This is a genomic window from Citrobacter sp. TBCP-5362 (genome assembly GCF_005406305.1).
In the GTDB taxonomy this organism is placed as follows: domain Bacteria; phylum Pseudomonadota; class Gammaproteobacteria; order Enterobacterales; family Enterobacteriaceae; genus Citrobacter_B; species Citrobacter_B koseri.
The window spans coordinates 528,051-545,361 of the sequence record NZ_CP040234.1 but is presented as its reverse complement, the minus strand read 5'-3'; the positions used below and the strand labels follow the sequence as shown (position 1 = coordinate 545,361).

20 protein-coding genes are annotated in these 17,311 nt (G+C 53.6%); 6 read left to right on the top strand and 14 right to left on the bottom strand.

From position 1 onward, the window contains the following. Positions 1-73 precede the first annotated feature (73 nt). Positions 74-2,008 (bottom strand): ATP-dependent zinc metalloprotease FtsH, encoded by a 1,935-nt coding sequence (ftsH, locus tag FD428_RS02650; protein WP_012135310.1) that lies wholly within the window; start codon positions 2,006-2,008, stop codon positions 74-76. Positions 2,009-2,107: 99 nt separating this feature from the next. After that, complete coding sequence (rlmE, locus tag FD428_RS02645) at positions 2,108-2,737, bottom strand: 23S rRNA (uridine(2552)-2'-O)-methyltransferase RlmE (protein ID WP_000145975.1); 630 nt, start codon at positions 2,735-2,737, stop codon at positions 2,108-2,110. 126 nt (positions 2,738-2,863) lie between these two features. On the opposite strand from rlmE, the gene yhbY reads away from it, so the two are divergent. After that, on the top strand, positions 2,864-3,157 hold the full coding sequence (gene yhbY, locus FD428_RS02640; RefSeq protein WP_004139797.1) for a ribosome assembly RNA-binding protein YhbY: 294 nt from the start codon (positions 2,864-2,866) through the stop codon (positions 3,155-3,157). A 155-nt stretch (positions 3,158-3,312) separates the two neighbouring features. Here yhbY and greA read toward each other — a convergent pair whose 3' ends face one another. Continuing rightward, positions 3,313-3,789, bottom strand: a complete 477-nt coding sequence (gene greA, locus FD428_RS02635; RefSeq protein WP_012135312.1) for a transcription elongation factor GreA — start codon at positions 3,787-3,789, stop codon at positions 3,313-3,315. Positions 3,790-4,036: 247 nt separating this feature from the next. Here greA and dacB point away from each other — a divergent pair, with 247 nt between their 5' ends. Next, positions 4,037-5,470 (top strand): serine-type D-Ala-D-Ala carboxypeptidase, encoded by a 1,434-nt coding sequence (gene dacB, locus FD428_RS02630; RefSeq protein ID WP_049010979.1) that lies wholly within the window; start codon positions 4,037-4,039, stop codon positions 5,468-5,470. Between the two features lie 148 nt (positions 5,471-5,618). Here the strand turns inward: dacB and cgtA are convergent, their stop codons facing one another. The 4 genes from cgtA to rplU form a co-directional block, all read right to left on the bottom strand. Then, positions 5,619-6,791: an Obg family GTPase CgtA gene (gene cgtA, locus FD428_RS02625; protein ID WP_012135316.1), complete on the bottom strand. Its 1,173-nt coding sequence runs from the start codon at positions 6,789-6,791 to the stop codon at positions 5,619-5,621. A 15-nt stretch (positions 6,792-6,806) separates the two neighbouring features. Beyond that, on the bottom strand, positions 6,807-7,772 hold the full coding sequence (locus FD428_RS02620; RefSeq protein ID WP_012135318.1) for a DMT family transporter: 966 nt from the start codon (positions 7,770-7,772) through the stop codon (positions 6,807-6,809). A gap of 96 nt (positions 7,773-7,868) precedes the next feature. Next, entirely contained in the window at positions 7,869-8,126 is a 258-nt protein-coding gene (gene rpmA / locus FD428_RS02615; protein ID WP_012135319.1) for a 50S ribosomal protein L27, read from the bottom strand. A gap of 19 nt (positions 8,127-8,145) precedes the next feature. Then, positions 8,146-8,457, bottom strand: coding sequence for a 50S ribosomal protein L21 (gene rplU / locus FD428_RS02610; RefSeq protein ID WP_000271396.1), 312 nt, complete (start codon positions 8,455-8,457; stop codon positions 8,146-8,148). A gap of 258 nt (positions 8,458-8,715) precedes the next feature. Here rplU and ispB point away from each other — a divergent pair, with 258 nt between their 5' ends. After that, positions 8,716-9,687, top strand: a complete 972-nt coding sequence (gene ispB, locus FD428_RS02605) for an octaprenyl diphosphate synthase (RefSeq protein ID WP_047460989.1) — start codon at positions 8,716-8,718, stop codon at positions 9,685-9,687. 235 nt (positions 9,688-9,922) lie between these two features. Continuing rightward, positions 9,923-10,195, top strand: a complete 273-nt coding sequence (gene sfsB / locus FD428_RS02600) for a DNA-binding transcriptional regulator SfsB (RefSeq protein WP_012135321.1) — start codon at positions 9,923-9,925, stop codon at positions 10,193-10,195. A 71-nt stretch (positions 10,196-10,266) separates the two neighbouring features. On the opposite strand, the gene murA is transcribed toward sfsB, so the two are convergent. From murA to mlaF, 7 genes are all read right to left on the bottom strand, one after another. Next, positions 10,267-11,526, bottom strand: a complete 1,260-nt coding sequence (gene murA / locus FD428_RS02595; RefSeq protein ID WP_012135322.1) for a UDP-N-acetylglucosamine 1-carboxyvinyltransferase — start codon at positions 11,524-11,526, stop codon at positions 10,267-10,269. A 53-nt stretch (positions 11,527-11,579) separates the two neighbouring features. After that, the gene (gene ibaG, locus FD428_RS02590; protein WP_024130986.1) at positions 11,580-11,834 is read right to left on the bottom strand and encodes a BolA family iron metabolism protein IbaG; all 255 of its coding nucleotides are present in this window, start codon (positions 11,832-11,834) and stop codon (positions 11,580-11,582) included. A 169-nt stretch (positions 11,835-12,003) separates the two neighbouring features. Beyond that, the gene (mlaB, locus tag FD428_RS02585) at positions 12,004-12,297 is read right to left on the bottom strand and encodes a lipid asymmetry maintenance protein MlaB (RefSeq protein ID WP_112001517.1); all 294 of its coding nucleotides are present in this window, start codon (positions 12,295-12,297) and stop codon (positions 12,004-12,006) included. Next, positions 12,297-12,932 (bottom strand): phospholipid-binding protein MlaC, encoded by a 636-nt coding sequence (gene mlaC, locus FD428_RS02580; RefSeq protein ID WP_114848369.1) that lies wholly within the window; start codon positions 12,930-12,932, stop codon positions 12,297-12,299. Before mlaC ends, mlaB begins: the two co-directional genes overlap by 1 nt. 18 nt (positions 12,933-12,950) lie before the next feature. Then, positions 12,951-13,502: an outer membrane lipid asymmetry maintenance protein MlaD gene (gene mlaD, locus FD428_RS02575; protein ID WP_012135326.1), complete on the bottom strand. Its 552-nt coding sequence runs from the start codon at positions 13,500-13,502 to the stop codon at positions 12,951-12,953. 4 nt (positions 13,503-13,506) lie between these two features. After that, positions 13,507-14,289 carry a lipid asymmetry maintenance ABC transporter permease subunit MlaE gene (gene mlaE, locus FD428_RS02570; protein WP_047460983.1) on the bottom strand — a complete coding sequence of 261 codons (783 nt, stop codon included), beginning with the start codon at positions 14,287-14,289 and terminating at the stop codon, positions 13,507-13,509. Positions 14,290-14,296: 7 nt separating this feature from the next. Then, positions 14,297-15,109 carry a phospholipid ABC transporter ATP-binding protein MlaF gene (mlaF, locus tag FD428_RS02565; RefSeq protein WP_012135328.1) on the bottom strand — a complete coding sequence of 271 codons (813 nt, stop codon included), beginning with the start codon at positions 15,107-15,109 and terminating at the stop codon, positions 14,297-14,299. A gap of 212 nt (positions 15,110-15,321) precedes the next feature. Between mlaF and FD428_RS02560 the strand changes: the two genes are divergently transcribed. After that, positions 15,322-16,299 carry a calcium/sodium antiporter gene (locus tag FD428_RS02560; RefSeq protein ID WP_012135329.1) on the top strand — a complete coding sequence of 326 codons (978 nt, stop codon included), beginning with the start codon at positions 15,322-15,324 and terminating at the stop codon, positions 16,297-16,299. A 14-nt stretch (positions 16,300-16,313) separates the two neighbouring features. Beyond that, on the top strand, positions 16,314-17,300 hold the full coding sequence (gene kdsD / locus FD428_RS02555) for an arabinose-5-phosphate isomerase KdsD (protein ID WP_012135330.1): 987 nt from the start codon (positions 16,314-16,316) through the stop codon (positions 17,298-17,300). Positions 17,301-17,311 lie beyond the last annotated feature (11 nt).

Sequence of the window (17,311 nt, the reverse complement as noted above, 5' to 3'; positions counted from 1 at the left end):
TTATTTCAAATATAAAAAACCCCGGAGCAAGCCCCAGGGTTTCGGTGAAGCAGAGTCATCAATAACAGATAACTTATTTGTCGCCTAACTGCTCTGACATGGTGTTGCCTGGGTTCGGCGTACGCGGTTCATCAACCGGGCGCGGCGCACGAGGCGTGCCATTGTTGTCAGAGTTGTTGGTGCCGTTCGGATCTTCCCAGCCAGCCGGCGGGCGAACTTCGCGGCGCGCCATCAGGTCATCAATCTGCGGCGCATCGATGGTCTCATACTTCATGAGCGCATCTTTCATTGCATGCAGGATGTCCATATTGTCATTCAGGATCTGACGAGCACGATTGTAGTTACGTTCAATCAGCGCTTTCACTTCCTGGTCGATGATACGCGCGGTTTCATCAGACATGTGTTTGGCTTTCGCAACGCTACGTCCCAGGAACACTTCACCCTCTTCCTCTGCATACAGCAGCGGACCGAGCTTATCGGAGAAGCCCCACTGGGTGACCATGTTACGCGCCAGGTTAGTCGCGACTTTAATGTCGTTCGACGCACCGGTAGAAACATGCTCTACGCCATAGATGATCTCTTCCGCCAGACGACCGCCGTACAACGTGGAGATCTGGCTTTCCAGTTTCTGACGGCTGGCGCTAATCGCGTCGCCTTCAGGCAGGAAGAAGGTCACACCCAGCGCACGACCGCGCGGAATAATCGTCACTTTATGCACCGGATCGTGCTCAGGAACAAGGCGACCAATAATCGCATGGCCTGCTTCGTGGTAAGCGGTAGATTCTTTCTGCGCTTCCGTCATCACCATGGAGCGGCGTTCCGCACCCATCATGATTTTGTCTTTCGCTTTCTCGAACTCAACCATGGATACCACACGCTTGTTGCCACGGGCAGCAAACAGCGCAGCTTCGTTCACAAGGTTCGCCAGATCGGCGCCAGAGAAGCCCGGCGTGCCGCGTGCGATGATTGCCGCATCGATATCCGGCGCCAGCGGTACGCGACGCATATGCACTTTCAGGATCTGCTCACGACCACGCACGTCTGGCAGACCTACCACGACCTGACGGTCGAAACGGCCAGGACGCAGCAGCGCAGGGTCAAGTACGTCTGGACGGTTAGTCGCCGCGATAACGATGATACCTTCGTTACCTTCGAAGCCGTCCATCTCAACCAGCATCTGGTTCAATGTCTGTTCACGTTCATCATGACCGCCGCCCAGACCCGCGCCACGCTGGCGGCCTACGGCGTCGATTTCATCGATGAAGATAATGCACGGCGCCGCTTTCTTAGCCTGCTCGAACATGTCACGCACACGAGATGCGCCAACACCGACGAACATTTCGACGAAGTCAGAACCGGAAATCGTAAAGAACGGGACTTTCGCTTCGCCTGCGATAGCTTTCGCCAGCAGGGTTTTACCCGTACCCGGAGGGCCGACCATCAGGACGCCTTTCGGGATTTTACCGCCCAGCTTCTGGAAGCGGCTTGGTTCACGCAGATACTCGACCAGCTCAGCCACTTCTTCTTTCGCTTCGTCACAACCTGCGACATCGGCAAAAGTGGTTTTGATCTGATCTTCCGTCAGCATGCGCGCTTTACTCTTACCGAACGACATGGCGCCTTTGCCACCGCCGCCCTGCATCTGACGCATGAAGAAGATCCAGACGCCGATCAGCAACAGCATCGGGAACCAGGAAATAAAGATTGAAGCCAGCAGGCTCGGCTCTTCAGGTGGTTCGCCAACAACCTTGACGTTTTTGGTCAGCAGGTTATCAAGCAGCTTCGGATCGTTAACCGGAATGTAGGTCGTGTAACGGTTACTATCTTTCTTGGTAACGTTGATCTCACGTCCGTTGATACGCGCTTCACGAACCTGGTCCTGGTTGACCTCTTGCAGGAAGGTAGAGTAATCCACCTTACGGCCATTAGACTCGCTGGGCCCAAAGCTCTGGAATACTGACATCAGCACAACGGCAATGACCAGCCAGAGTATTAGGTTTTTCGCCATGTCACTCAAGGGATTAACCTCTTATTACAACTGTGTTAAAAACAGCGTCAGGATACTCTATATCCAGCTTCTTTCAAACTTTCGTCTGAAATCCCCCGGTTATGGTTTTCGCCCGGTCGCTACAATATACACTTCGCGTGAACGCGCACGCGAAGAGTCCGGCTTACGAACTTTAACCTTCGTAAACAGGGAGCGAATTTCCCTTAGGTACTCATCGAAACCTTCGCCCTGGAACACCTTCACTACAAAACTTCCACCTGGCGCCAGCACATCACGACACATTTCTAACGCCAGTTCCACCAGATACATGGCGCGGGGGATATCCACCGCCGGTGTTCCGCTCATGTTTGGTGCCATATCTGACATGACAACTTGTACTTTACTGTCACCCACGCGTTCCAGCAGCGCTTTCATAACAAGTTCATCACGAAAATCGCCCTGAAGAAAGTCCACACCAACGATAGGATCCATAGGTAAAAGATCGCAAGCGATGATACGGCCTTTGCCGCCAATCTGCGTGACCACATACTGTGACCAGCCTCCTGGCGCAGCACCGAGGTCGACAACTGTCATCCCCGGCTTAAAAAGTTTGTCACTTTGCTGTATTTCATCAAGTTTAAACCAGGCACGGGAACGTAACCCCTTTTTCTGCGCCTGTTGAACATATTTATCGCTAAAGTGTTCCTGAAGCCAGCGACTCGAGCTGGCAGAACGCTTTTTACCTGTCATTTAACTTTCCCATCGGGGCAATTCATCGTTACCCGTAGCGTAAATTTTTACGCGCTCATTTGGTGATATATGGGAGATGGCGGTAGAATGACCCGTTTTCAATCCCAACGTAAGCAAAAATATACGATGAATCTGAGTACTAAACAAAAACAGCACCTGAAAGGTCTGGCACATCCGCTCAAGCCGGTAGTTATGCTTGGCAACAATGGTTTGACCGAAGGGGTACTGGCCGAGATTGAACAAGCGTTAGAGCACCATGAACTTATCAAGGTGAAGATCGCCTCGGAAGATCGCGAAACCAAAACCTTGATCGTGGAAGCTATCGTACGCGAAACCGGCGCCTGTAACGTACAGGTCATCGGTAAAACGCTGGTACTTTATCGCCCAACTAAAGAACGTAAAATCTCGCTGCCACGCTAAGAATATCCTAAAGTCGAACACAAAATCTGTGTAAAACGAGGGGTTTTCCGCAAGCAGGAGAGCAAAATGCCACGCTCTCTTCGTTGATAAAAGGCCGCATAGCGGCCTTTTTCCTTTCTTTACAATACATCAACATCTTGAGTATTGGGTAATTCTTACAGGTATTCCACCTTAATCACTTCGTATTCCACTTCGCCGCCAGGCGTTTTGATGGTCACGACGTCATCCTGCTCTTTGCCAACCAGGCCGCGCGCGATAGGTGAATTCACGGAAATCAGGTTCTGTTTAAAATCCGCTTCGTCATCGCCGACAATACGCCAGGTCTGCTCTTCATCGTTATCGAGATTCAGAACAGTTACCGTTGCGCCGAAAACAACACGTCCGTTGTTCGGCATCTTCGTCACGTCGATCACCTGCGCATTCGACAGCTTCGCCTCGATATCCTTGATACGTCCTTCGCAGAAACCCTGCTGTTCACGCGCAGCGTGATACTCGGCGTTCTCTTTCAGGTCGCCATGCTCACGCGCTTCCGCGATAGCGGCGATGATTTCAGGACGGCGCACAGATTTCAGAAAATCCAGCTCTTCGCGCAGTTTTTCGGCACCACGTAAAGTCATCGGAATAGCTTGCATTTGTTATACCTCTTGAACATTCCTGTAGGGGGTGATTGACCCCGCCTCGGCTGCTAAGCCTGCTCCGGTATGCGTTCTACCAAAGCCAGAAGCAAAAAAATACCGACCCGGGTACAAAGCCCCAGGTCAGCTACAATTCTCAATTTGATACGTATTTTACCCTGGAGTTCCCTATGGGTCATCGTTTACTTTCCAGGGCATTGCGCCGTAGTATGACGGCTTGTTTCCAGGTTGTTAGCGCGAGATTATGCGATTTTCCAGATTTATCATCGGATTGACCACCAGTATAGCGTTCAGCGTCCAGGCCGCGAATGTTGATGAATACATCAATCAGCTCCCTGATGGGGCCAACCTTGCTTTCATGGCTCAGAAGGTCGGCGCGTCCACGCCCGCGATTGATTACCATAGCCAGCAGATGGCGCTGCCCGCCAGTACGCAAAAAGTGATCACGGCCCTCGCGGCATTGATTCAGCTCGGCCCCGATTTTCGTTTTACCACCACGCTGGAGACAAAAGGCAACGTGGACAATGGCGTCTTAAAAGGGGACTTAGTGGCGCGATTTGGTGCCGATCCGACGCTAAAACGCCAGGATATTCGCAATATGGTCGCAACGCTGAAAAAATCCGGCGTGACGCAAATTGCGGGAAATGTGCTCATCGACACCTCCATTTTCGCCAGCCATGATAAAGCGCCAGGCTGGCCCTGGAATGACATGACGCAGTGTTTTAGCGCACCACCCGCAGCCGCCATTGTCGATCGCAACTGCTTTTCCATCTCCCTCTACAGCGCGCAAAAACCGAATGACTTAGCGTATATTCGCGTGGCGTCCTATTACCCGGTGACCATGTTCAGTCAGGTTCGCACTCTCCCACGCGGCTCTGCGGAAGCGCAATACTGTGAGCTGGATGTCGTTCCGGGGGATTTAAACCGCTTCACGCTGACAGGCTGCCTGCCGCAGCGCGCCGAACCGTTACCGCTAGCCTTCGCCATTCAGGACGGCGCCAGCTATGCCGGAGCGATCCTGAAAGACGAGTTAAAACAGGCAGGTATTACCTACAGCGGTACGCTGTTACGCCAGACGCAGGTCAACGAACCCGGAACGGTGGTTGCCAGCAAGCAGTCTGCGCCGCTGCATGATTTGCTTAAGATTATGCTGAAAAAATCGGACAACATGATTGCCGATACCGTCTTTCGCATGATCGGCCACGCACGCTTCAACGTTCCCGGCACATGGCGGGCGGGATCCGATGCCGTGCGCCAGATCCTGCGTCAGCAGGCTGGCGTTGATATTGGCAACACCATCATCGCTGACGGTTCGGGCCTTTCTCGCCACAACCTGATTGCCCCGGCCACCATGATGCAGGTGCTGCAATACATCGCCCAACACGACAACGAGCTGAACTTTATCTCCATGCTGCCGCTGGCGGGATATGACGGCTCTCTGCAATACCGTGCAGGTCTGCATCAGGCTGGGGTTGATGGTAAAGTTTCGGCGAAAACAGGCTCGCTGCAAGGGGTCTATAATCTGGCGGGATTTATTACAACGGCAAGTGGGCAACGGATGGCATTTGTTCAGTATCTTTCCGGGTATGCCGTTACGCCAGCTGACCAGCGCAATCGTCGTATTCCGTTAGTACGTTTTGAAAGCCGGTTGTACAAAGATCTTTATCAGAACAACTAGGTGAGGATAGTGCCGGATGGCGCTGACGCTTATCCGGCCTACACACTAGATGGGTCATTTAATTGCCGGATGGCGGCGCTTTGCGCCTTATCCGGCCTACTATCCGTAGGCCCGGTAAGCGTAAGCGCCACCGGGCATTTGAACCAGATTAACGTTTGTAGATGAACTCGACGCCTTCTTCGTCGTCTTCGTCCCAGTCGTCATCCCAGTCATCTTCCGCTTCGTCTTCGACTTCAGCGAGCTGCTGACGGTGATAATCGTCCCACATGAACTCCACTTTCTCCGGCTGCTTCGCTTCATCAGCCTGAACGATAGGGTTCTCGATGATAAAGGTCATCACATCCCAGCAGAGATCTTTCACGCCAGTCTGGCTGGCAGCGGAAATCATGTAGTACTTATCTTCCCAGCCCAGCGCCTGCGCGATAGCTTTCGCTTTTTCTTCCGCTTCGGCCTGGTCCAGCAAATCAATTTTGTTGAACACTAACCAGCGCGGCTTAGCAGCCAGATCCTGACTGTATTTTTCCAGTTCGCCGATAATGATACGGGCGTTTTCCACCGGATCGGAACCGTCGATAGGATCGATATCAATAAGGTGCAGCAGTACGCGGCAACGTTCCAGGTGCTTCAGGAAGCGAATCCCCAGACCCGCGCCTTCCGCCGCGCCTTCAATCAGCCCCGGAATATCGGCAACCACAAAGCTCTTTTCGTTGTCCATACGCACAACGCCAAGGCTCGGCACCAGAGTGGTAAACGGATAGTCCGCCACTTTCGGTTTTGCCGCAGATACCGCGCGGATAAAGGTTGATTTACCGGCGTTTGGCATACCCAGCATACCCACGTCCGCCAGCAGCATCAGCTCCAGCATCAAATCGCGCTTATCGCCCGGCGTGCCCATCGTTTTCTGACGCGGAGTACGGTTAACAGAGGACTTAAAGCGGGTATTGCCCAGGCCGTGCCAGCCGCCTTTGGCAACCATCAGACGCTGACCGTGTTTGGTCATATCGCCCATGGTTTCGCCGGTGCCCTGATCGATAACACGCGTACCGACAGGCACTTTGATCGTGACATCTTTCCCACGTTTACCGGTGCAGTCACGGCTTGCGCCATTCTGACCACGTTCAGCGCGGAACGATTTTTCAAAGCGGTAATCGATCAGCGTGTTCAGGTTTTCGTCGGCTTCCAGCCAGACGTCGCCACCATCGCCGCCATCACCGCCATCCGGGCCGCCTTTCGGGATGTATTTTTCGCGGCGGAAGCTCACGCAACCATTACCGCCATCGCCAGCAACGACCAGAATCGATGCTTCATCAACAAACTTCATTTTACTCTCCGTAAATCATTCGCCTGAGCGGGGTTGCGAAACCACCGTTTCATGCTTGCGTAAACCGCCCCAAATACGATGACCAATGGCGGAATACATCGCGCCCGCAACCACGACAAACGCACCGAGATAACCTAAAAGGTTTAACATCGGTCTGGCGAAGAAATCGGGCCAGGCCATAGATAATAGATCTGAAAATAACAGCGTAAACAGCGGAGTGAGCGTGATTAACGCACTTACCTGCGCTGCCTGCCAACGCGCCATCGCTTCCGCCAGGGCGCCATATCCTACCAGCGTATTCAGCCCACAGAAAATCAAACACGCGAGCTGCCAGTCGCTTAACTGCGAGATAACCCCCGGCTTCGCCAGCGGCAATAACGCAATCGTACATAAAGTGTACAGTAAAAACAGGATCTGCTGTGAGGCCAGACGACGCAATAACACCTTTTGTGCGACGCCATAACTCACCCAGACCGTCGCCGCACCGACCCCAAAGATCACACCCCAGGTGTAATCGGTCAGTTTGGTAAAAATCTCGACCAGACTGGTATTAAAGAACATCACCAGCCCACAAAGCAGCATGAGCGCGCCAATCACCTGCGTGCCGCGCATCTTTTCTTTCAAAATAAAGACGCTGGCGACCATCATGCCAACCGGTGACAGCTGACCGATAACCTGCGATGCCGTCGGACTCAAATATTGCAGGGAAGAGCTGAACAGGATGAAATTCCCGAAAAGTCCACCTGTTGCAATCGCCAGCAGCACCAGCCAGCGCGGTTTGCGAAAAATACGCAATGGCGGGAGCTTTCTTTTAACTGCCAGGATCGCGCCGAGGCCGATACTCGCCATTAAAAAGCGATAGAAGACAATGGTTGGAGGTTCCATCACCTCCAGCACCTGCTTCATTGCAATTGGCAAAGCGCCCCAACACATTGCAGTGGTGAGTGCTAAAAGGATGCCAATGCCAGCCTGCTGCTTCATGCCCGTTTTCCCTACAAGAAAATTTTCCGGGTTTTCAATGTAAAAAGCCCCGCAACACGTTGCGGGGCTTTAATCCGTTACCGGACCACGAAGAACTTACTCAGCAACGATGCTGATGTATTTACGGTTGTTCGGGCCTTTAACTTCGAATTTCACTTTACCGTCTGCTTTAGCAAACAGAGTGTGGTCACGACCGCAACCTACGTTAGTGCCAGCGTGGAATTTGGTGCCACGTTGACGAACGATGATGCTACCCGCCAGAACGGTTTCGCCACCGAAACGCTTAACGCCCAGGCGTTTAGCTTCTGAATCGCGACCGTTACGAGTTGAGCCGCCAGCCTTTTTATGTGCCATTTAAATCTCTCCTCAGGTCTTAGGCGCTGATGCCAGTAATTTTCACATCAGTGAACCACTGACGGTGGCCTTGCTGCTTACGATAGTGTTTACGACGACGAAACTTAACGATTTTAACTTTCTCGCCACGACCGTGAGCAACAACTTCAGCTTTGATTACGCCGCCATCAACGAAAGGAACGCCGATTTTGACTTCTTCACCGTTTGCGATCATCAGAACTTCAGCGAACTCAATAGTTTCGCCAGTTGCGATGTCCAGCTTTTCCAGGCGAACGGTCTGACCTTCGCTTACTCGGTGTTGTTTACCACCACTTTGGAAAACCGCGTACATAAAAAACTCCGCTTCCGCGCACGCCTTTTCAATGATTCAGAGTGCGCTATAAATATTCACAATAGGGCGCGAATATTACGCAAAACGCGAGCCTTTGACAAGTGCTACCGTCAATACATGAAGAAAAAAAACACAACGTGTACGGTAACGTTTATCTGCGCCGTTTTTTCAGTACAATCAGCATATATTCCTAACCCTAAACCCTTAGTTATCTCATCCCATGATGAGTTAATCGGGGCGATAAGCCCGGCTTTTGCGATGAATTTAGAAAAAATCAATGAGTTAACCGCGCAAGATATGGCGGGTGTCAATGCGACAATCCTTGAACAGCTCAATTCCGACGTCCAACTGATCAATCAGTTAGGGTATTACATCGTTAGCGGCGGCGGAAAACGTATCCGCCCGATGATTGCCGTACTCGCTGCGCGCGCCGTTGGTTATCAGGAAAATGCGCACGTCACGATCGCTGCCTTAATCGAGTTTATCCACACCGCCACTCTGCTACACGACGATGTTGTGGATGAATCCGATATGCGTCGTGGGAAGGCAACGGCGAATGCGGCATTTGGCAACGCCGCCAGCGTCCTGGTCGGTGATTTTATCTACACCCGCGCGTTCCAGATGATGACCAGCCTTGGCTCGCTGAAAGTGCTGGAAGTAATGTCAGAAGCGGTGAACGTCATCGCCGAAGGCGAAGTGCTACAACTGATGAACGTCAACGACCCGGACATCACCGAAGAAAATTACATGCGCGTGATTTACAGCAAAACGGCGCGCCTGTTTGAAGCTGCGGCGCAGTGTTCCGGTATTCTTGCTGGCTGCACTCCTGAGCAGGAAAAAGGGTTGCAGGATTATGGTCGTTATCTCGGTACGGCCTTTCAGCTGATTGACGATTTACTCGATTACAGCGCTGATGGCGAGCAGTTAGGTAAAAATGTCGGCGATGACCTCAACGAAGGAAAACCAACGCTGCCGCTGCTGCACGCTATGCGTAACGGTACGCCAGAGCAGGCGCAAATGATCCGTACCGCCATTGAACAAGGCAATGGTCGCCACCTTCTGGAACCCGTTCTGGAAGCCATGACCGCCTGCGGTTCACTGGAATGGACGCGTCAGCGTGCAGAAGACGAGGCCGATAAAGCCATCGCCGCCCTACAGATTCTGCCTGATACGCCGTGGCGCGAAGCCCTGATCGGTCTGGCGCACATCGCCGTACAACGCGATCGTTAACCCTCCCTTCTCATCCCGTGCCCTGCGCGGGATGAATCTTTTAGTTCCAGTAAATTCCAGTTACTCATTTCTTTTCCAGCCCCTTAGCCATCGCACGTATGCTGTCACATTTTATGAATATGCATACTCTTTACAGGAACATATTAGAGCAATACTATCACCTGGCGTATAGTATTTCTCACAGGCTGATTATCCAGGCCGCAAGCGACTGACTGACCGAAGGAGTGAGGGAATAATGGAAAATAAACTCATTGACTGGCATCCCGCAGACATCATTGCCGGATTACGTAAAAAAGGGACATCTATGGCGGCGGAATCACGCAAGAATGGATTAAGTTCCTCGACGCTGGCAAACGCCCTGACCCGACCGTGGCCGAAAGGAGAGCTCATCATTGCGAAGGCGCTGGGTACAGAACCCTGGGTGATCTGGCCGTCGCGCTATCATGACCCAGAAACCCATGAGTTCATTGACAGAACGCGTCTGATGCGGGCTCGAAAAGGGAAATAGAGAAGTAAGGAACGGATAACGCTCTGAACGGTAGCCCCCGAACAAGGGGCTACCAGTGCATGTAGAAAAGATTACTCGCCTTTCACACGCTCAATATTCGCGCCCAGCGCGCGCAGTTTGTCTTCAATGCGCTCATAGCCACGATCGATGTGATAAATACGATCAACCAGCGTCGTGCCTTCTGCAATGCATCCCGCCAGCACCAGGCTCGCAGACGCACGCAAGTCGGTCGCCATCACCTGCGCCCCGGAGAGTTTTTCAACGCCGTGGCAAATCACGGTATTGCTCTCGATTTCCGCGTGCGCGCCCATACGGATCAGTTCAGGCACATGCATAAAGCGGTTTTCGAAAATGGTTTCCGTGATGAAACCCGTCCCTTCCGCGACAAGGTTCAACAGCGTGAACTGCGCCTGCATATCGGTCGGGAAAGCCGGGTGCGGCGCGGTACGCACATTCACAGCTTTCGGACGCTGGCCATGCATGTCCAGGCTGATCCAGTCTTCACCGGTTTCAATATCCGCTCCGGCGTCACGCAGTTTAGCCAGTACGGCATCCAGCGTATCCGGCTGCGCGTTACGGCAGACGATTTTACCGCCGGAAATCGCCGCCGCGACCAGGAAGGTGCCGGTTTCAATGCGATCGGGCAGAACACGGTATACGCCGCCGCCCAGACGCTCAACGCCCTCAATGGTAATACGATCGGTGCCCTGACCGCTGATCTTCGCTCCCAACGTCACCAGGAAGTTCGCGGTATCGACGATCTCCGGCTCACGCGCGGCGTTTTCAATCACGGTGGTCCCTTCGGCCAGCGTTGCCGCAGACATGATGGTCACCGTCGCACCGACGCTGACTTTGTCCATCACGATATGCGCGCCTTTCAGACGACCATTAACAGACGCCTTCACATAGCCTTCTTCCAGCTTGATCTCAGCGCCCAGTTGTTCCAGGCCGGTGATGTGCAGATCGACCGGACGCGCGCCGATGGCGCAGCCGCCTGGCAGAGAAACCTGCCCCTGACCAAAACGCGCAACCAGCGGCCCCAGCGCCCAAATCGACGCGCGCATGGTTTTTACCAGTTCATAAGGCGCGCAGAAGATGTTGACCTGGCTGGCGTCGATCCAGACAGAACCGTTACGTTCCACTTTCGTTCCAAGCTGGCTGAGCAGTTTCATCGTCGTATCGATGTCTTTCAGCTTTGGAACGTTCTGGATCTCTACCGGTTCTTCTGCCAGCAGCGCCGCGAAAAGGATCGGCAATGCGGCATTTTTAGCGCCTGAAATTGTGACTTCGCCCTGGAGCGTTGTCGGCCCCTGTACACGAAATTTATCCATTATTCTGTTCTCTGTTAAGAATTCATATCTGCTACCGGCGTGTCGCCCGTCGCTCAAAAACCGTTAAGTTTGCGATCGCGTTCCCATTCCGCTGGGGTATACGCTTTGATCGATACGGCATGGATACGGTTATCCGCAATAAACTCCATCAACGGGCCGTAAACAGACTGCTGCTTCTTGACCCGGCTCATGCCGTCAAACATCTCACCCACGGCGATAACCTGAAAGTGACTGCCATCGCCAGAGACGTGGACTTCCTGGAGGGAGAGTGCGCTCATCAGCACGCTCTGAATTTCATGATTTTCCATGGGCTCTTCATTCGTCAAATAGGGAAAACAGCCCAACATCTTAGAGCAAAGTGGCGCTGTCATAAATAAGCAAAAAGCCCAGCTGATAAATCAGGCAAGGCTTTGGTGGCAAATCCCACTTAGGGGTTTTGCCGGATGGCGGCACAAGGCCTTATCCGGCCTACAAAAATTAACGTGGAAGCACGTCAGCAGGCAAATTATAGAGCTTCGCCAGCGTGTAAACCTTCTCGTTTACCCCTTGCAGCGAAACGCTGTTGCCCTGTCGCTTCGCCTGATCGACAAGATGCACCAGTAACGCCAGACCACCGCTATCCACCCGGGAGACCTGGCTCAGATCGATGCAGGTTACGCCTTTCATCGCATCAACGCGCGCATCCCACAGCGGGTTCAGCACGTCCTGGTCCAGCTCCCCCGCTAATGCCAGCGTGTCACCTTCGCGCGTCCAGCTAAGTGACTGCGTCATTATTTTTTCTCTTCCAGCGAAATTTTCTGACGAGAAATTGACTGCAACTGCGCGGTCAGGCCGTCGATGCCTTTGGTACGCAGCAGATCGCTCCACTCATTCTGTTTTGTGGTGATCATACTGACGCCTTCCGCGATCATGTCATAAGCCTGCCAGTTACCGGTCTGGGTGTTTTTACGCCACTGGAAATCCAGTCGAACCGGAGGACGGCCATTCGGATCGATGATCGTCACGCGGATCGGCACGATGGTCGCATTGCCCAGCGGTTGTTCCGGCGCAATCTGGTAAGTCTGGCCGTGGTACATCGCCAGCGCCTGACCATAAGCCTGTTTCAGGTATTCACGAAACGCCGCGAAATAGGCGTCACGCTGCGCCGGCGTCGCATCCCGGTAGTAACGACCCAGTACCAGCGCGCCCGCGTATTTCACCTGCACATACGGCAGCAGTTCCTGGTCAACGACGTCGCGCAGGTAATCCGGGTTGGCACGGATTTTCGGCTGTTCGTTTTTCAGACGATCGAAGGTTTTCTGCGCCGCCTCATTCATCAATTTATACGGGTTAGTCTGGTCCGCCGCGGTTGCCGCGCTCAACGGTGCAATGACCAGCAGCGCTACCATCATTAATCGCTTAAACATACATCGATTCTCCTGTGATTAATTTGTTGCGCCCGCAGGCGGTGTCGCTTCATTATTGCCTTCAGTTGGCGCTGGCGCATCGCCAGAATTCTTATTGTCGTCCCCTTTACTGTTGTAAAGGAACTGACCAATCATGTCTTCAAGCACCATCGCGGACTTGGTGTCCTGAATAGTGTCGCCATCTTTGAGGATAGACGTTCCCAGTTCAGGATCTTCAAACCCAACGTTTAACGCCAGATATTGCTCCCCCAGCAGGCCAGAGGTGCGGATACTCAGCGAACTGGTATCAGGAATGTGGTTATAGCGCTCTTCAATATCCAGCGTGACGCGCGGCAGGTAGGTTTTCGGATCCAGCGAGATATCCGCAACCCGGCCGACAACCACCCCGCCGATACGTACCGGAGAGCGCGCTTTCAGGCCGCCAATATTGTCGAAGGTCGCATAAATCGTGTAGGTCGGCTCCGTGCGCATCGAGGTGACATTGGCCGCTTTCAGGCAAACAAACAGCGCCGCCAGCAACGCAACCAGCAAGAAGATCCCTACCCAAATTTCACTTTTTTTCGTTTGCATGAACTCAATTCCCAAACATCAGTGCGGTCAACACAAAATCCAGACCCAGAACGGCCAAAGACGAGTGCACAACGGTGCGCGTGGTTGCGCGGCTAATCCCGGCAGAGGTCGGAATCGCGTCATACCCATTGAACAGCGCAATCCACGTTACCGTGATGGCGAACACCACGCTCTTAATCAAACAGTTCACGAGATCCAGACGCCAGTCGACGGCATCCTGCATCGCCGACCAGAAGAAACCGGCATCGATCCCCTTCCAGCTAACGCCAACCAGCGATCCTCCCCAGATGCCAACGGCCACGAAGATAATCGTCAGCAACGGCAGCGAAATCACCCCCGCCCACAGGCGCGGAGAGATCACCCGGCGCAGCGGATCGACGGCCATCATTTCCATACTGGAGAGCTGCTCAGTCGCTCGCATAAGACCAATTTCTGCGGTCAGCGCAGACCCAGCGCGCCCGGCAAACAGCAACGCCGCGACAACCGGCCCCAGTTCACGCAACAATGAAAGCGCCACCAGCATACCCAGGCTGGTTTCCGCGCTGTAGGTCGTCAGAACCAGATAGCCCTGCAACCCGAGCACCATGCCGATAAAAACGCCAGAGACGATAATAATGAGCATCGACAGGACGCCCACATTATAAAGCTGACGCACCAGCAGCGGCGCATGCTTGCGAAATTCCGGCTTACCAATCACCGCATTGAATAACATTAACCCGGCACGCCCGAACGTTCTGAGGGTTTTGATCCCCCGGTGTCCAAGCGATGCCAGCGCATTTAACAGCATGAGTGGCTTAACTCCCTGTTTCGAGTAAATCGGAGTGATAATCGCCCGCCGGATAGCGGAACGGAACCGGCCCGTCGGCAATACCGTCCAGGAACTGGCGGACGCGCGGGTCGGCATTTTCTTGCAGTTCCTTCGCGCTACCGTGCGCCACGATTTTTTTGTCCGCCATAATCCAGGCGTGATCGGCGATGCTCAGCACCTCCGGCACATCGTGGGACACGACAACGCAGGTTACGCCCAGCGTGCTGTTCAGTTCTGAAATCAGCTTCACCAGTACGCCCATCGTAATCGGGTCCTGACCCACAAACGGCTCATCGAACATAATGAGGTCGGGTTCCAGCGCAATAGCACGGGCTAATGCCGCACGCCGCGCCATCCCCCCGGACAGTTCAGAGGGCATGAGCTTTGCCGCACCGCGCAGACCAACGGCTTCCAGTTTCATCATCACCGTGCTTTTCAACAGCGGCGCGGGTAAATTCGTGTGCTCCCGCAGCGGGTAGGCTACGTTATCAAACACGTTCATGTCGGTGAACAGCGCCCCCGACTGAAACAGCATGCTCATCCGTTTTCGTACCGTGTACAACCGCGAGCGAGACATAGCAGGTACGTTTTCGCCATCAAACAGTATTTCCCCGCTATCCGGCGGGATCTGTCCGCCAATCAGTCGTAACAGCGTGGTTTTACCGATCCCCGATGGCCCCATGATCGCCGTGATCTTCCCGCGTGGCACGGTCAGGGAAATATTATCGAAAATGCAGCGGTCGCCACGCGAAAAGCTGACGTCGCGCATATCGACTAAATTCGCCACAGACTGACCCATTGATTCATCCTTTGTATCGCCTTGTTGATCTAAGCATGGCGCTGAATTTAGCCATGAACCCAACATATTTACAGAATATTACCTGCCCTGGTTAGCTAAAGCTGGCATTTGTTTTACTTTTTAGCCGCATAAAGTCAAAATTAAGACTTCGTTACGGCTTCCAGAAGATCCCTCCAGTGGACCGGCGAGTATACCTGAAGAAAGGACTTTAGATGCTTTTAGCTACGGCGCTGTTAATTATTGGTTTACTTCTGGTGGTCTACAGCGCCGATCGTCTGGTGTTTGCCGCATCGATTTTGTGTAGGGCAGTGGGGATTCCTCCGCTCATTATCGGGATGACGGTCGTCAGTATCGGAACATCATTACCGGAGATAATTGTCTCGGTTGCCGCGTCGCTTCACGGGCAACTGGATTTAGCCGTGGGCACCGCGCTCGGCTCCAACATCATCAATATCTTGCTGATTCTGGGCCTGGCGGCGCTGTTTCACCCTTTTACCGTGCATTCTGATGTTTTGCGCCGCGAATTGCCGCTAATGTTATTTGTCAGTGTGCTGGCGGGCTCCGTCCTGCACGATGGCGAGCTGAGCCGTAGCGACGGAATCTTTCTTCTGCTGCTGGCCGTGCTATGGCTGCTGTTCATTGTTAAGATCGCGCGCCTGGCGGAGCGGCAAGGAAATGACAGCCTCACCCGGGAGCAGGTGGCGGAGCTGCCGCGCGAAGGCGGCTTACCCGTCGCGTTTTTGTGGCTGGGTATCGCGCTGATTATTATGCCGATGGCGACGCGGATGGTGGTTGATAACGCCACCGTACTGGCGAACTACTTCGCCATGAGCGAACTGACTATCGGCCTGACGGTGATTGCGATTGGCACCAGCCTGCCGGAGCTGGCGACGGCGATCGCGGGCATCCGCAAAGGTGAAAATGATATCGCCATTGGCAACATTATCGGCGCCAATATTTCTAATATCGCCATCGTTCTGGGGCTGCCTGCATTGATTACGCCAGGCGACGTCAACCCGCTGGCGTTTGGGCGTGACTATAGCGTGATGCTGTTAGTGAGCATTGTTTTGGCATTGCTGTGCTGGCGGCGTCCGCGCCAGATTGGTCGGGGCGCAGGCGTGCTGCTGACCGGCGGTTTTATCGTATGGCTGGCGATGCTGTACTGGCTATCGCCGCTTCTTATTGGATAACGGGAAAACGGACTATGTCGCACTTAGCGTTACAACCGGGTTTTGACTTTCAGAAAGCAGGCAAAGACGTCCTGGAGATTGAACGTGAAGGCCTGGCGGAGCTTGATCAATACATCGACCAGAACTTCACGCTCGCCTGTGAAAAAATCTTCTCGTGTACAGGCAAAGTCGTTGTCATGGGGATGGGGAAATCAGGTCATATCGGGCGGAAAATGGCCGCCACCTTTGCCAGCACCGGCACTTCCGCCTTTTTTGTTCACCCAGGCGAGGCCGCGCATGGCGATCTCGGCATGGTCACCTCGCAGGATGTGGTGATCGCGATTTCCAACTCTGGCGAATCCAATGAGATTGCCGCATTAATCCCGGTTCTCAAACGCTTGCAGGTGCCGCTGATTTGTATCACCGGGCGGCCAGAAAGCAGCATGGCGCGTGCGGCGGATGTGCATCTGTGTGTTAAAGTGCCGAAAGAAGCCTGCCCGTTGGGTCTGGCGCCGACCAGCAGCACTACGGCTACGTTGGTCATGGGCGATGCGCTCGCGGTCGCGTTATTAAAAGCCCGCGGCTTTACCGCCGAAGATTTTGCGTTGTCGCATCCGGGCGGCGCACTTGGCCGTAAACTTCTGCTGCGCGTTAACGATATCATGCACACCGGCGATGAAATCCCGCATGTGAATAAAAACGCCAGCCTGCGTGATGCCCTGCTGGAAATTACGCGTAAAAATCTCGGCATGACCGTCATTTGTGATGACACAATGAAGATTGACGGCATCTTTACCGATGGCGACTTGCGTCGTGTTTTCGATATGGGTGTGGATGTTCGCCAGTTAGGGATTGCCGACGTCATGACGCCAGGGGGAATTCGCGTTCGCCCCGGTATTCTCGCCGTTAACGCCCTGAACTTAATGCAGTCCCGTCATATCACCTCCGTTTTGGTTGCTGATGGCGACCAGTTACTGGGTGTGTTACATATGCATGATTTACTGCGTGCAGGCGTAGTGTAGAAACTCAAGGA